Raw genomic sequence first — 14819 nt, 5'->3', positions numbered from 1 at the left:
CTCTACGCCGGATGGCCATGCTGCGCCGTCTTCGCCACGCCGTCGTCCATGGTAGGATGGCCGCGGGCATTGGGGAATGCACGCTCTGATCGTGGCGGGCCGAAGTCGCACGGCGTCACGACTTTCTTTGGGAGGTTTTCATGAAGATTTCGCGCCGTGCCGTCTCGCTCAGCGGAATGGGCCTGCTTGCCGCAAGCGCCTTGCCAGCCCGCGCCTTCGACCTGCCGATCGTCGATCCCTTCGAGGGGGAGAGCGACTTCTGGACGGCCGTCGAGGCCTATGTCTACGGCTACCCGCTCGTGACCATGGAAATGACGCGGCGGGTGGTGACGAACGTCGCAAGCCCGGAGGGCAGCAAGGGGCCGATGGGGCATATCATCAAGCTGCGCGAATATCCGAACGCCTCGTTCACCGACGTCACCGCGCCGAATGCCGATACGCTCTATACGACCGCCTTCGTCGACGTCGGCAAGGAGCCGTGGGTGTTCTCCTATCCGGCGATGAAGGATCGCTACTTCCTGTTTCCGATGCTGGACGGCTGGACGACGGTGTTCCAGGTGCCGGGATCGCGCACGACCGGGCAGGAGGGGCACACCTTCGCCATCACCGGTCCGGGATGGGAGGGCCAGCTTCCCGACGGCGTCGTCGAATACAAGTCGGCGACCAGCCTCGTCTGGATCCTCGGGCGGATCTACTGCACGGGCACGCCGGAGGACTACAAGGCCGTGCATGCCATCCAGGACGAATGCACGCTCTGCCCCCTCAGCGCCTACGGCAAGCCCTATACGCCGCCGGCCGGCAAGGTCGATCCCGGCATCGACATGAAGACCGCCGTGCGCGACCAGGTCAACCGCATGGATGCGGTGGAGTACTTCACGCTTCTGAGCGAGCTGATGAAGACCAATCCGCCGACGGCCGCGGATGCGGAGATGGTGGAAAAGATGGCCCGGATCGGCATCGTGCCGGGCAAGGATTTCGACAAGAGCAAGCTCGATACGCGTTTCGTGCGGCATATCCCCGAGATCGCCTTCGGCCGCATCATGCTGCACTTCAAATTCTCGGACGGCGACGTGAAGGACATCAACGGCTGGGGCTTCACCACGAAGACGGGCGTCTACGGCACGGAGTACCTGCAGCGGGCGCTGATCACGGCGATCGGGCTCGGCGCCAACCGGCCGCAGGATGCCATCTATCCGACCTCGACGAAGCGGAAGGAGGGCCTGTTCGGCCGCGCCTATGACGGGGCGAACAAGTATGTGCTGACCTTCCCCAAGGGCCAGCTGCCGCCGGTCCGCGGCTTCTGGTCGATCACCATGTACAACGACAAGTATTTCTTCGTCGAAAACCCGATCAACCGCTACTCGATCAGTGCGCGGCAGGACCTGAAGACCATGCCGGACGGCTCCACCGAGATCTACATCCAGCACCAGTCCCCGGGGGCCGAGAAGGAGTCCAACTGGCTGCCGGCGCCGGCTGGAAAGTTCATCCTGATGATGCGGCTTTACTGGCCGGACGACAGCCCGCCGTCGATCCTCGACGGCTCCTGGGTCATCCCTGCGGTGCGCGAGGCCTGACCGCGCAGGCCTCTTCGGACCGCCTCGCGCAACCGACCGTGCGGCCCTGACGGGCCGCAGCCGTGACGAGCCCCTGTCGGCTTCGTCACCGCCGCCGGTTGCCTTCTCCATTTCTGTACGTTAACGTACATTTGTTGCGATGCAGCAGACGGGCCCGCGTCTCCACGCCCCTTTGCCGTCGCCGGGGGCGGGGCCGCCATCAAACGGAGAAGCCCGATGAGTTCAAGCATCCTCAACGCCCTCGGCAAGCCGCTCTACTACAGCGGCGCCTCGACCGCCTGGTTTTCCGCGGTCGGCTCGGGGCCGGTCCTGAACGGCACGGCCGGCAAAGATTCCCTCTGGGGAAGCTCGGGCGCGACGGTGACGATGGCCGGCGGCACCGGCGACGATGTCTACTATCTCTATTCTACGCGGAACGTCGCCTCGGAGATGGCGGGCGAGGGGACGGACACCATCTCCACCTGGATGAGCTACACGCTCCCGACGAATTTCGAGAACCTGGAGGTCACCGGCGACGGGCGCTATGGCTTCGGCAATTCGGCCGACAACATCATCACCGGCGGCACCGGCTCGCAGACGCTCCATGGCGGGCGCGGCAACGACGTGCTGATCGGCGGCGGCGGCGCGGACATCTTTCTCCTGGAGAAGGGCACCGGCAGCGAGCTGATCGCGGATTTCGGCGCCGACGACACGATCCGGCTGAAAGGCTACGGGATCACCTCGTTCGCGCAGGTCCAGTCGCGCCTGACGCAGAAGGGCGATAACCTGCATCTCGACCTCGGCGGCGGCGAAAAACTCGTGCTCGCCAACACGACCGCGGCCGAGCTGGGCGCCGACCAGTTCGAGCTTGCGATCGACAAGTCGAACATGACCCAGAGCTTCTTCGACAACTTCAACTCGCTCTGGCTTCACAACGGCACGAGCGGGATATGGGAGGGAAAGTTCCCCTGGGCGCCGGAGAGCGGCGGGACGCTGCACACCAACGGCGAACTGCAATGGTACGTCAACCCGGCCTACGGGCCGACCAAGTCGCTCAATCCCTTTTCCGTGCAGAACGGCGTCCTGACGATCTCCGCCGAGCGGACGCCGGAGGACATGAAAGGCGCCGTCTCCGGCTATGACTACACTTCCGGCATCCTGACGACGCACGCCTCGTTCGCGCAGACCTACGGCTATTTCGAGGTCCGCGCCGACATGCCGGACGACCGCGGCGCCTGGCCGGCCTTCTGGCTCTTGCCGGAGGACGGCGCCTGGCCGCCGGAACTGGACGTGGTCGAGATGCGCGGGCAGGATCCGAACACGATCCACACGACCGTCCATTCGATGGAGACCGGCTCGCGCACCACCGAGAGCACGGCGACCTCGGTGCCGAGCACCGACGGCTTCCACAACTACGGTCTCCTGTGGACGGAGGACGAACTCGTCTGGACCTTCGACGGCGTCGAGATCGCCCGCGCGGAGACGCCGGACGACATGCACGATCCGATGTACATGGTGCTCAACCTCGCCGTGGGCGGCACCGCGGGCACGCCGTCCAGCGACTTGGACGACGGGGCGCAGATGAAAATCGACTATGTGCGGGCCTATTCGCTTGATGAAGACTGGAGCCTGTGACATCGCCTTGCCTTGAAATCGCGTCAGGGACAGCCAAACTGACCGGGTGTGGTTAGGGTGCGCCGCCGGTTCGGGTATCTCCGGACCGGTGGCCGCAGTGAAGGCTGAAGTTCCAGGTGGCAAGGCAGGACGAACAGAAGCGGGTGAAGGAGCGGAGCTGGGGCGCCATCGTCTCGGTGCTGCTGCATGCGGCCGTGGCGGTCGCGCTCCTCCTCCACCTGCCGGCAGCCGAGCCGCAGGCGCCCGAGGAGGAGGACAGCGTCACCGTCGAGCTCGTCCCCCCGCCGGAAGAGACGCCGCAGCCGGAGGAACAGGCCGAGGCGGAGCCGCCACCGCCGGAGGAAGAACCGCCGCCACCCCCGCCCCCGCCGCCGGAAGAGCAGCAGCCTGCCGAGGCGCAGGCCGCTGAGCCGCCACCTCCGCCGCCACCGCCACCGGCAGAGGAAGAGCAGCAGGCTGAGGAGCAGCCGGAACCGCCGCCGGGCGAGCCGCAGCAGGATCAGCAACAGGCCGACGCGGGGCTGCCCGACCGTGGACCGCTGCCCGTGTTGCGCCCGGTGCTGGAGTTCGGCGAGGAGACCACCGGGCCCAAGGTCGACGTGGACGAACTGAGGCGTGGCGGGGTCGATCCGCAACAGCCGGCCGAAGGCGAGGCGGCGGAGCCCGAGACCGCGGCGGCCGCCGAGCAGGGCGAGCCCGCCGACGCGTCCGCCACACCCGATCCGATGGAAGAGGCCCCGCCGGAGACCGACGCGGAGGCCGGCGCCCCGACGGCGCTTGCGGAGGGCGAGGCGTCGGACGGCGAGGAGGCAGCCGCACCCAAGGACGAGGCGGCGACCGCCGACAGTGAAACGGCCGCGACGCAGGAGGAGGCGGCGCCGAAGCCGCTGACCGAGGCCAGCCGCATCTATTCCGACAACGATACCGGCGACACGATCGCGCGGACGGCGATGGGCGACCTGCCGCGCAGTGCGCGCATCGAGCAATTGTGCAGCACCGAGCTTCTGGCGCAACTGAGGAACGGCTCGCCGTCCTACAATCCCGAGCTCCTGCCCTCCTACCGGCTGCAGCAGGGTACCGTGCTCGACATCCGCCGCGCGGCGTTTCGCGCCAACACGCGCTGGTACAATCTGAGCTTCCGCTGCGAAGTCGACCCGGAGGCCAAGCGCGTCGTCTCCTTCGCCTTCGACATCGGTTCGGAGGTCCCGCGGAGCGAGTGGCGGAGCCGGGGCTTTCCGTCGCTTTGAGGCGCCGCGGGACGGGGCGGGGCACGCCCGTATTCCTTGTTGGGGCTTCGGCGCAGGCGTATAATCTGGATGGGCTGAGGGCAGGTTTGCCGCGTCGCCGACGCGCGCAGGGGAGGTCTGCCATGACCATGTACATCATGCTTATCAACTGGACAGAGCAGGGCGTGAAGAACGTGCGGGAATCGCCGAAGCGGCTCGACACCGCCAAGAAGGTGCTTGGCGACATGGGGGGCTCGTTCAAGGATTTCTATCTGACGATGGGCGAACACGACATGGTCGCCGTCTGCGAGGCGCCGGACGACGCCGTCATCGCCCGCTTCTGCCTGACGCTCGGCCAGGCCGGCAATGTCCGCACCAAGACGCTCAAGGCCTTCCCCGAAAAGGCGTACCGGGAACTGATCGCCACGCTCGGATGACCAGGAACAACGTGGCCTGAATACGCAAAGGCCGCCGGAGGATGCCGGCGGCCCTGTCGCGTCACCGTGGTCGCGGCGGTCAGCTCGCTCTGCGCAGCGGGGCCGGCTGCGCTTGGCTCTGTGGCTGCGATCCGGCGGTCTTGAAGCCGCCAATCAGTTGCAGAAGATCGCCGGTGTCGTTGGCGAGCACTTCGGCAGAGGCGGTCGTCTGCTCCGCCATGGCGGCGTTCTGCTGGGTGGCGGCGTCGAGCTGGTTGAGCGAGGACGAGATCGAGCGCAGCGTCGTGTCCTGCTCCTGGGCGCTGTGGGAGATCTTCGAGACGATCTCGTTCGCGCCGCCGATCTGCTGCGAGATGCGCTTCAGCGCCTCGCCGGCCTGGCCGACGAGCTGCACACCCTGATCGACCTGGGTCGAGGAGCGGGCGATCTGGTCCTTGATCTCCTTGGCGGCCGCGGCCGAGCGCTGGGCGAGCTCGCGCACTTCCTGGGCGACGACGGCAAAGCCCTTGCCGCTTTCGCCGGCACGGGCGGCCTCGACGCCGGCGTTCAGCGCCAGGAGGTTCGTCTGGAAGGCGATGTCGTCGATCATGCCGATGATCTTGGAGATTTCGGCGGAGGACTGCTCGATGCCGCTCATCGCCTCGATGGCGCGGGCGACGACGGCGTCGCTCTCCTGCGCCTCGGCACTGACCGCGCCGACCCGGCTTGCGGCCTCGCGGGCGCCCTCGGCGGTCTGGCGCACGGCGACCGTCAGCTCATCCAGGGCGGCGGAGGTTTCCTCCAGGTTGGCGGCCTGGCGCTCGGTGCGCTTTGCCAGTTCGTTGGAGGCGCGCCGGATCTCGTCCTTGCTGACGCCGATGTCGATGCCCTTGAGGCTGACGCGGCCGACCGCCTGCTCGAGACGGGCCAGCGCCTCGTTGAAGTTTTCCCGCAGGCCGGCGTAGTGCGGGCCGAGATCGCCGCAGCGGACGGTGAGGTCGCCTTCGGCCAGCCGCTCCAGCGCGGCACCGATGGTGGAGACGACATGGGCCTGCTGGCGCGCCTCGGCCTGCTGCTCGGAGGCATGGTGCTGGCGTTCGCTCTCCAGTTCGCGCTGCTGCTGCTCCTGGCGCTGGGCCATCGCATGGCGTTCGCGGACCTTTTCCTGCAGCGACCGGGTGGCCTTGGCCATCAGGCCGATCTCGTTGTTCAGGTCCGTGTGCGGGATTGCGATGGCGACGTCCTCGTCGGCGACGGCCTCGAGCGCGCCGTGGATGGCGGTCAGCGGACGGGAGATGCCGCGGACGACGACATAGGCGAGGATGAGGGCGATGAGCGTGCCGACCATGCCGATCGCGAGCGCCTTGGCGATGGTGTAGTAGACCTCGGCGTCCAGGTCGTCCATGTACAGGCCGGTGGCGACGGCGACCTTCCAGGGCTTGAATTCCTGCGCATAGGCCGTCTTGCGGAAGCTGTCGCCTTCCTCGCCGGGCTTCGGCCCGTAGAAGTCGGTCCGGCCGCCGCCGGCCTGGGCGAGCTTCAGCAGGTCGTCGCGGTAGTCGTGGCCATGGCTGTCGGGCTTGCCCTTGAAGTTCTGCCCGACCCGCTTCGGATCCGGATGCAGCACCATCGTGACGTTTTCGTCATAGGCGAAGAAGTAGCCGTCCGGCGCAAAGGCCAGCGCGCTGACGGCGGCGAAGGCCTGCTTCTGCGCTTCCTCCCGGGTCAGTTCGCCTGCGAGTTCCTTGTCGTGATAGGTCTTGAACAGGGAAAGCGCCGTCTCGACCTCGGTGCGCAGCATCTCGTAGCGCTGCTGGTAGATCATCTGCGTGGTCGAGCGCAGCTGCAGGAAGGTGGCGACGGAGAAGGCGAGCATCAGCACGCCGATCAGCAGGAAGAGCTGGGTGGGTATTCGAAGATTCTTCATCTGAGGACGCCGAAATCGCGGAGCGGGCCGTCATGGAACCGCTGCCAGAACCGAGAAAATGTGGGGGAGATCGGCGCCTCATGCTCCGAAGGTTGTCCGCCGGTAAACCTAGCGGCCAGAGCTTAACCAAGCGCTAAGGCTGGTTGTATCCGTCTTCGGGGGAGGGGCGTTCCGGCGGGGCAAATCGACACACCTCACGGCCGGGAAGGGGCCGGCGCCGGGGAGCCGGCACCGGCATTTTCACGATGGGCGGCTTACATGGCCGGGACGATCTTGCCGCCTTCCCACTTGAACAGCGAGAAGCTCGGCGAGGTCAGGTCGCCGGTTTCGCCGTAGGTCAGCTTGCCGATCGCCGTCTGCACGGGCTCGCCGGACTTCAGTGCCGTGGCAACCGCCGTGGCGTCGTCGGCGCTTCCGGCCTTCTCGATGCCGGCCTTCAGCACTTCGACGGCGGCATAGGCATTGAGCGTGAAGGCCTCGGGCGGGATGCCGGCGGCCTTCAGCACCTCGACCGCCTTGGCCGAATCCGGGCTCTTCAGGGCGTCGATCGCGTTGGTGAAGATCGTGCCGGCGACGGCCTCGTTGCCGATGGCCCAGAGCTCGCTGTTGGAAAGCCCGTCGCCGCCGATGATCGTGGCGTTCACCGACATGTCGTGCAGCTGCCGCGCGAGCAGGCCGGCCTCCGGGTGGTAGCCGCCGAAGTAGATGATCTCGGCGCCTTCCGCCTTGAGGCGGGTGACGAGGGCGCTGAAGTCCTTCTCGCCCGGGGTCACGCTCTCGTAGAGCACCTCGTTGACGCCGCCGGCGTTCAGGCCCGCCTTGAAGGCGTCGGCCAGGCCCTTGCCGTAGGCCGCCTTGTCATGGACGATGGCGATCTTCTTGTCCTTGAGATTGGCGAGCACGAACTCGGCTGCGACCGATGCCTGCTGGTCGTCGCGGCCGCAGGTGCGCAGCACGTTCGGCAGGCCGCGCGCGGTGAGGTCGGGGGCGGTCGCGGTCGGCGTCACCATCAGCACGCCGTTCTCGGCAAAGACGTCGGAGGCCGGGATCGCGACGCCCGAGGTGACCGGGCCGACCACGAAGCGGATGCCTTCGCCGACCAGCTGGTTGGCCGCGGAGACGCCCTGCTTCGGCTCACCGGCGTCGTCTGCGAGCTTCAGCACGACGTTTTCGCCGAGGATGCCGCCGTTCTTGTTGATCTCGGCGACGGCCGCTTCGGCGCCCTTCTTCACCTGGTCGCCATAGGCGGCGACCGGGCCGGTGAGCGGCGCCATCAGGCCGATGGTGATGTCGGCATAGGCCGCGCTGGACAGGAGGAGCGTCGCTGCAAGCGTGGCGCCGGCGAACTTCTTGAGTTTCATGGTTCATCTCCCTTGGCTGGATCAAACGGATCCCGGTGGCCCTGTCGCCTGCCGGTGCGGCAAGGCTGCAGGGAAGGCTCAACTCCATTTGCGATATTTTTGATCGAAATGGCGATTAATTGAGCATGTTAAGTAGGAAATGCGCCTGCCTCGCGCAACAAAAATACGCAGCGGCAAGCCGATTATACACCATCGCCGCGGATGGCGGCGACGTCCCTTACATCGGCTGCGCGGATCGAGCGCTTTTCCGCCCCTGACCGGGCGACGGCCTGCGAGGCGTGGCACCTGATTTTCCGGATCAGTCTTTGATTTCATCACGATAGCGGCAATGGCGGCGAAAGTGATTCATCCAGTTCAAGCAGTTTGAAGCCTGCTCCGGCGGCAAGGAGAGACGCGCAACCGTGCATTGCCTCGTAACACCGGGCATGCCAATCTGCCCTGACCTGGCGACAATGGGGGATGGTTCATGTCGCATCGGATGTTTTTCAGGTTCTGGGCGTCGCTCTCGGTTCTCGGCCTGCTGCTGGGGGCGCTGTTCTTCGCAGGCTCGCTGACGCCGAGCCTGCTGCCGCGCACCTTCCTGACGCAGGGCGTCCTGTCGGGGGTCTGCTTCGCGCTCGGCTACGGGATCGGCAGTCTCTTCGCCCTCGTCTGGGCCTATCTCGAGCTGCCGATGCCGGCCGGCCGCTTCTGGCGCGGCGTGAAGCTTGCCGCCGCGGCCGCCTGTATCGTCGTCGTCCTGATGTTCCTGTGGCGGGCCGCCGAATGGCAGAATTCCATCCGCACGCTGATGGAGCTGCCGCCGGTGGAGACCGGCCATCCCTTCAAGGTCGGGCTGATCGCGCTTGCCACGTTCATCGTCGCAATCGTCGTCGCCCGGCTGTTCATGCTCGCCTGGCGGCTGATCTCGCGGGCCCTGCTGCGTGTCGCCCCGAGGCGCGTCGCGAGCCTCGTCGGCGGGCTGATCGCGCTGGTGGTCTTCTGGACCGCGGTGGAGGGCGTGCTCTTCCGCTCGGCGCTGCATGCGGCGGATTCGTCGCTGCGCGCGCTGGACGAACTGATGGAGCCGGACACGCCGCAGCCGAGCGATCCGCAGAGGACCGGCAGCGCCGCGTCGCTGGTCTCGTGGGCCGATCTCGGCCGGCGCGGGCGCGAGTTCGTCGCCTCCGGCATGCGCCCGGAGGAGATTTCGGCCCTGACCGGCCGGCCGGCGAAGGAGCCGGTGCGGGTCTATGCCGGCCTGAGTTCGGGGGAGGATGCGGACGAACGGGCGCGGCTCGCCCTGCAGGAGCTGATCCGCACGGACGGGTTCTCGCGCAAGTACCTCGTCGTCATCGTTCCGACGGGGACGGGGTGGATCGACCCGGAGGCGATGGGGCCGCTCGAATACCTGACCGACGGCGACGTCGCGTCGGTGGCGATCCAGTATTCCTACCTGTCGAGCTGGCTGTCGCTGCTGGTGGAGCCGAGCTACGGCTCCGATGCCGCGCGCGCGCTGTTCCGCGAAGTCTACGGCCACTGGACGAAGCTGCCGCGGGACGCCCGGCCGAAGCTCTATCTTTACGGTCTCAGCCTCGGAGCGCTGAGCTCGGAGCAATCGACGGAGCTGTTCGAGGTGATCGGCGATCCCTACCAGGGCGCGCTCTGGGTCGGCCCGCCCTTCGAAAGCCGGATCTGGCGCCGCTTCACCGCCGGCCGCAACGAGGGAACGCCCGCCTGGCTGCCCCGGTTCGGCGACGGCTCCTACGTCCGCTTCACCAGCCAGAAGGATGCGCTCGGCGAGGCGACCGCGCCCTGGGGGCCGATGCGGATCGTCTACCTGCAGTATGCCAGCGACCCGGTGACCTTCTTCGACGAGGGCGCCTATCGCCGGCCGCCGGCCTGGATGGTCGGTCCGCGCGGCCCGGACGTCTCGGAGGATCTGCGCTGGTATCCGTTCGTGACCTTCCTGCAGCTCGGGCTCGACATGGCGATGGCGACGACGACGCCGATGGGCTACGGCCATGTCTATGCCGGCGAGCATCATGTCGATCCCTGGATCGCCGTGCTCGGCCTGGAGGGGCAGTGGAGCCCGGATGCGATCGGAAAGCTGAAGGAGAAATTCCGGGCGGACCGGCCGCAGCCATGAGGCGATCGCGAGCGGCCGCTCGCAGGTGCACAGGACAGTTCGCAATCGCGTAAAAACCAAACTTTAAGCTTTACGATTTATCAATCTCTCGGAAATTGAGAGATCGAGCGATGCGTTGCGTTTTTGTCGTCGTCCTCACGATGATGCTTGTTGCCTGCGGAACCGTTCCGCGCCAGACCGACAATGCCTGTGCCGTTTTCGAGCAGCGCGACGGGCTGTTCGAGAACTGGGAGCGCGACGCCCGCCGCGTCGAGCGCGAATACGGCGTGCCCGTCGCGGTGCTGATGGCCACGGTCTATGCCGAATCCGGCTATCGCCACAATGCCAAGCCGCCGCGCCGCAAGCTGTTCGGCTTCATTCCCTGGAAGCGTGTCTCCTCGGCCTACGGCTATTCGCAGGCGCTCGACGGCACCTGGGCGAGCTACAAGAAGCAGACCGGGCGCTGGATGGCGAAGCGCAACGATTTCGGCGACGCCATCCGCTTCATCGGCTGGTACCACCACCAGAGCCACCTGAAGAACGGCATCGCGCTCAACGACGCCTACCGTCTCTACATCGCCTACCACGAGGGCCATGGAGGCTATGCCCGCGGCAACTGGAGCGGGCCGGCCAAGGCGGGCGCGAACCGCGCCTCGAAGATGGCTGCGCGTTACTCCAAGCAACTGCGCAACTGCAGCGCCTGGTAAGGCGGACCGCCGGCGAAGGCGCATTTTGCCCGGGGCCGTCCGCGACCCGCTGGCCACCGGCGCAATCCATTGTATGCTTGCGCCACCCGGCGTCGGCCATCCGGACATCGTCCGGGGGCTGACCGGCATCGGCGACCGACACGCCGGCGACGTCCCGCCGCACCGGCATGCCCCCGCCGACAGACCCGGTCGGACGCCTCGGTCGCATGCCGGCAAGGGGAGGGCGAGCAGGCCATCATGACACGCGTGCAGCAGGTCGGCGTCATCGTCGGGCTTGTCATCGTCACAGCGCTGACGCTGCTGCGGGCCGGCGATCCGCTGTTCTTCCGGCTGGCACGGGAAGCGGTGTTCGACGAGTACCAGCGGCTCGCCCCGCGGCCGTTCGAGGATGTGCCCGTCCGGGTGGTCGACATCGACGAGGCATCGCTGAAGGCGCTGGGACAATGGCCATGGCCGCGGGACCGGCTGGCCAGGCTGGTCGACCGGCTTTCCGCGATCGGGGTGGCCGCGATCGCCTTCGACATCCTGTTTTCCGAGCCCGACCGGCTGTCGCCGCACGCGGTGGTGCGCGACGTCGAGGGAGTGTCGCCGGAGCTCCTCGGCCGGCTGCCGGACAACGACGCGACCTTCGCGCGTTCCTTCGAGGACCGGCCGGTCGTGCTCGGCTTCGGCATCTCCAGCGACGGCGCCTTCCTGCCGCAGGTCAAGGCCGGCTTCGCCTTCACCGGCGAGCCGCCGTTCGGGGCGCCGCCGCAGATCCGGGCGGCGACGCCGCTACTGCCGGAGTTCGAGCAGCGCGCCGCCGGCATCGGCCACATCAGCCTCGATCCCGGCAACCCGTCCTCGGTGGTGCGCACGATGCCGCTGCTCCTCAGCGACGGCCAGCAGCTCTACCCGAACCTGGTGCTGGAGGCGCTGCGGGTGGCGCAGGGCGCCTCGACCTACATTCTGGCGGACGCACCGCGAAAGGCCGATACGATCATGATGATCAAGGCCGGCGAGTTCATCATCCCGGTCACGGCCGCGGGCGAGATGTGGCTGTACGTCACGCCCGACCGGGCCGAGCGCTACGTGTCGGCGGCGAAGGTGCTCGCCGATGGGGGCCCTCCGGAGGAGGTGCGCGCCGCGCTGCAGGGCGCGATCGTCTTCGTCGGCACCTCGGCCGCGGGCCTGCAGGACATCCGCACGACGGCGCTCGGGCAGCACGTCCCGGGCGTCTCGATCCATGCCCAGGCGGCCGAGCAGGTGCTGTCGGGCCGGTTTCTGTCGCGGCCCGACTGGGCCGACGGGCTGGAGATCCTTTCGATCGCGCTGGCGGGGATCCTGGTCGTGGAGCTGACGATGGCCTTCAGCCCGGCCATCGCGTTGGCCTTCGGCCTGCTGGTGACGGCTGTGGCGCTCGCGGCCTCGTGGATTGCCTTTCTCTACGGCGGGCTGCTGCTCGACCCGCTGGCGCCGATCGTCTGCGGCACGATCACCCATTTTGCCGCCACCGCCTTCCGCATCCTGGTCATCGACCGGGAGCGGCGGGAGGTGCGCCGCGCGTTCGGCAAGTATCTGTCGCCGGAGCTCCTCTATCGGATCGAGCACACCCGCGACGCGCTGCAGCTCGGCGGCGACGAGCGCCAGCTGACGGTGATGTTCGTCGACGTGCGCGATTTCACCGCCATCAGCGAGCACCGTGCGCCCAAGGAGGTGGTGGCCTTTCTGAACATGCTGCTCGACGCGCTGAGCCGCGACGTCATCGCGCACGAGGGCATGCTCGACAAGTTCATCGGCGATTCCATCATGGCCTTCTGGAACGCGCCCGTCGATGTCGCCGATCACGGCGCAAAGGCGGTGCGGGCGGCGCTCGCGATGCGCGGGACGCTGGCGCGGCTCAATGCGGAGGATGCGTTCGGCTTCGGCGGGCAGAAGGTCGCGATCGGCATCGGCATCCACACCGGGCTTGCCTGCGTCGGCAACATGGGGGCGGAGGTGCATTTCAACTATTCGGCCGTGGGCGACACGGTCAACATCGCCGCCCGGATCGAAGCCGCCTGCAAGGACGTGAGCTACGACGTTCTGATCTCGGACAGCACGGCTGCGACCGTGCCCGGCATGGCGCTCCTGGAGGCCGGCGCCCTGTCACTGCGCGGCCGGCGGTCGCGCACGCGGATCTTTGCGGTGGTCGGCGACGAGCCGATGGCGGCGTCCGGCGCCTTTGCCGAGCTGGCCGCGATCCACGCGCGCGTCGTCGAGGCGCTGCGCAACCGGTCCGGTACGGCCCGCGATCTCGTCCGCACCGCCCGGCAGAAGGCTGCGGCGATCGACGCGGCGCTGCCGGAGTTCTACCGCCGGCTGGCCCGCCGTGGAGAGCATTTCCAGCGCGAGCTGGAGAACCCGCCGGACGTCGCCGCGAAATAGCCTCTGTTGCCTGCAGGCGAACCTTGTGTGATGATGCACGCATAGAGGGAGGCGACTCATGACTTCGCAATTCGTGGATGATATCGACGCCGCGGTGCTTCGACTGGTCGAAGCGCGGCGGAGCGTCGTTCGACAGATCGGAAACGACGCCGCCGCGCTGGAAGCGCTGGCCGCCATCCAGGGCGCGTTCGCCGACCTGCGGCTGGCACGCGACCAGGAGATGGCGCTGCAGCATGTCGAGCCGGCGCCCAAGGCCAAGGGCAAGGCCGCCCAGGTGAAATGACGACTGCTTGCCCGAGACTGCAAGGCGGCCGGGGCCAGGACCCCGACCGCCTCCGATCTGCCGTGCGCCGTCCGGTCAGATGCCCTGGCCGCCGGAGACCTCGATCCGCTGGGCGTTGATCCAGCGGTTGTCCTCGGACAGGAGGCTTGCGATCATCGGGCCGATGTCGTCCGGCTGGCCGACGCGGCCGAGCGCCGTCATGTCCGCAAACAGCTTGTTGAACTCCGGCGTGTCGCGGACGGCGCCGCCGAAGAAATCGGTCTCGATCGCGCCCGGAGCCACGGTGTTGACCGCGATGCCGCGGGCGCCGAGTTCCTTGGCCATGTAGACGCTCAGCACCTCGACCGCCCCCTTCACGGCGGCATAGGCGCCCCATCCCGGCGCGGAGACACGCGTCAGGCCGGAAGAGAGATTGACGATGCGGCCGCCGTCCTCGATCAGCGGCAGCAGCGCCTGGGTGAGGAAGAGGACGCCCTTGAAGTGGACGTCGACCAGCCGGTCGAACTGGGCCTCGCTCGTCTGCTCGATCAGCGCGTAGTCCCCGTGACCGGCATTGTTGACGAGATGGTCGAAGGTCCTGCGCTGCCAGGTCTCGCCGAGCAGGGTCCGCAGGCGGCCGGCGAAGGCGGCAAAGCCTGCGACTGCGCCGGTGTCGAGCTGCAGTGCCGCCGCCCTGCGGCCCATGGCCCTGATCTCGTCGACGACGGCCTGCGCCTCTTCGGCCCGGCTCTGGTAGGTGACAACGACATCCCCGCCGCGGCGGGCGATGCTGAGGGCGGCGTTTCGGCCGAGGCCGCGGCTGGCACCGGTGACGATTGCGATCTTGGTCATGCTGGATCTCCTTGTTTTCGGATGACCAAGACATAGCCGGCGCGGGGCGGCAGCGTCGTGCCGGAACCTCGACGTTCCTTGCCTGATCCTCCAAAAATGGGATGCGCGGCCCTGCTCAATCTCATCTAGAGCGTGCTGTTGTGATTTGGAAACAATTCTGTTGGTTCAAGCGGCGCCGTCTGATGTGCCGGCCGGCGCGCGTCGTAGCCAATGCATACGGCCAAGCCGGCCGGCACATCAGTCGGTTCGCTTCAACCAACCCGAAAAGCTGCTCCGGCAGAATGGTTCCAAATCACAACAGCACGCTCTAGGTGTGAGCTTTCAGCAGGTTGTCCATTCGGAGCAGATCGAGGAGACTGGAGTTACC

Annotated in this window: 11 protein-coding genes; 8 read left to right on the top strand and 3 right to left on the bottom strand. The window is 67.4% G+C overall.

Annotated elements, in window-relative coordinates:
• Positions 1-140 precede the first annotated feature (140 nt).
• From P0086_RS18905 to P0086_RS18890, 4 genes are all read left to right on the top strand, one after another.
• Positions 141-1574, top strand: a complete 1434-nt coding sequence (locus tag P0086_RS18905) for a DUF1254 domain-containing protein (protein ID WP_275788351.1) — start codon at positions 141-143, stop codon at positions 1572-1574.
• 216 nt (positions 1575-1790) lie between these two features.
• On the top strand, positions 1791-3188 hold the full coding sequence (locus tag P0086_RS18900; protein WP_275788349.1) for a family 16 glycosylhydrolase: 1398 nt from the start codon (positions 1791-1793) through the stop codon (positions 3186-3188).
• A 116-nt stretch (positions 3189-3304) separates the two neighbouring features.
• The gene (locus tag P0086_RS18895) at positions 3305-4435 is read left to right on the top strand and encodes a DUF930 domain-containing protein (protein WP_275788346.1); all 1131 of its coding nucleotides are present in this window, start codon (positions 3305-3307) and stop codon (positions 4433-4435) included.
• 122 nt (positions 4436-4557) lie between these two features.
• Positions 4558-4851, top strand: a complete 294-nt coding sequence (locus P0086_RS18890; protein WP_112594306.1) for a GYD domain-containing protein — start codon at positions 4558-4560, stop codon at positions 4849-4851.
• A 79-nt stretch (positions 4852-4930) separates the two neighbouring features.
• Here the strand turns inward: P0086_RS18890 and P0086_RS18885 are convergent, their stop codons facing one another.
• Both P0086_RS18885 and P0086_RS18880 read right to left on the bottom strand, forming a co-directional pair.
• A complete protein-coding gene (locus tag P0086_RS18885) occupies positions 4931-6757 on the bottom strand; it encodes a methyl-accepting chemotaxis protein (protein WP_275788343.1) in 1827 nt (608 codons plus the stop codon).
• Between the two features lie 254 nt (positions 6758-7011).
• Entirely contained in the window at positions 7012-8118 is a 1107-nt protein-coding gene (locus P0086_RS18880) for a branched-chain amino acid ABC transporter substrate-binding protein (protein ID WP_275788340.1), read from the bottom strand.
• Positions 8119-8584: 466 nt separating this feature from the next.
• Here P0086_RS18880 and P0086_RS18875 point away from each other — a divergent pair, with 466 nt between their 5' ends.
• The 4 genes from P0086_RS18875 to P0086_RS18860 all read left to right on the top strand — a co-directional run bounded on the left by P0086_RS18875 (position 8585) and on the right by P0086_RS18860 (position 13621).
• Entirely contained in the window at positions 8585-10246 is a 1662-nt protein-coding gene (locus P0086_RS18875; protein WP_275788337.1) for an alpha/beta-hydrolase family protein, read from the top strand.
• Positions 10247-10356: 110 nt separating this feature from the next.
• Positions 10357-10932, top strand: coding sequence for a hypothetical protein (locus tag P0086_RS18870; protein WP_112594298.1), 576 nt, complete (start codon positions 10357-10359; stop codon positions 10930-10932).
• 237 nt (positions 10933-11169) lie between these two features.
• On the top strand, positions 11170-13338 hold the full coding sequence (locus P0086_RS18865) for an adenylate/guanylate cyclase domain-containing protein (protein WP_275788332.1): 2169 nt from the start codon (positions 11170-11172) through the stop codon (positions 13336-13338).
• A gap of 58 nt (positions 13339-13396) precedes the next feature.
• The gene (locus P0086_RS18860) at positions 13397-13621 is read left to right on the top strand and encodes a hypothetical protein (protein ID WP_275788329.1); all 225 of its coding nucleotides are present in this window, start codon (positions 13397-13399) and stop codon (positions 13619-13621) included.
• Positions 13622-13696: 75 nt separating this feature from the next.
• On the opposite strand, the gene P0086_RS18855 is transcribed toward P0086_RS18860, so the two are convergent.
• A complete protein-coding gene (locus P0086_RS18855; RefSeq protein WP_275788326.1) occupies positions 13697-14452 on the bottom strand; it encodes an SDR family oxidoreductase in 756 nt (251 codons plus the stop codon).
• Positions 14453-14819 lie beyond the last annotated feature (367 nt).

This window comes from Mycoplana sp. MJR14, from assembly GCF_029210525.1.
GTDB lineage: Bacteria > Pseudomonadota > Alphaproteobacteria > Rhizobiales > Rhizobiaceae > Mycoplana.
Note: the sequence above shows the minus strand (reverse complement) of the source record. Positions and strands in the feature narration are given on the sequence as shown.

Coding starts and splice junctions, on each gene's coding strand:
- P0086_RS18890 (WP_112594306.1), top strand. CDS start 4,558: ATGACCATGTACATCATGCTTATCAACTGGACAGAGCAGGGCGTGAAG.
- P0086_RS18865 (WP_275788332.1), top strand. CDS start 11,170: ATGACACGCGTGCAGCAGGTCGGCGTCATCGTCGGGCTTGTCATCGTC.
- P0086_RS18905 (WP_275788351.1), top strand. CDS start 141: ATGAAGATTTCGCGCCGTGCCGTCTCGCTCAGCGGAATGGGCCTGCTT.
- P0086_RS18855 (WP_275788326.1), bottom strand. CDS start 14,452: ATGACCAAGATCGCAATCGTCACCGGTGCCAGCCGCGGCCTCGGCCGA.
- P0086_RS18860 (WP_275788329.1), top strand. CDS start 13,397: ATGACTTCGCAATTCGTGGATGATATCGACGCCGCGGTGCTTCGACTG.
- P0086_RS18900 (WP_275788349.1), top strand. CDS start 1,791: ATGAGTTCAAGCATCCTCAACGCCCTCGGCAAGCCGCTCTACTACAGC.
- P0086_RS18870 (WP_112594298.1), top strand. CDS start 10,357: ATGCGTTGCGTTTTTGTCGTCGTCCTCACGATGATGCTTGTTGCCTGC.
- P0086_RS18885 (WP_275788343.1), bottom strand. CDS start 6,757: ATGAAGAATCTTCGAATACCCACCCAGCTCTTCCTGCTGATCGGCGTG.
- P0086_RS18875 (WP_275788337.1), top strand. CDS start 8,585: ATGTCGCATCGGATGTTTTTCAGGTTCTGGGCGTCGCTCTCGGTTCTC.
- P0086_RS18880 (WP_275788340.1), bottom strand. CDS start 8,118: ATGAAACTCAAGAAGTTCGCCGGCGCCACGCTTGCAGCGACGCTCCTC.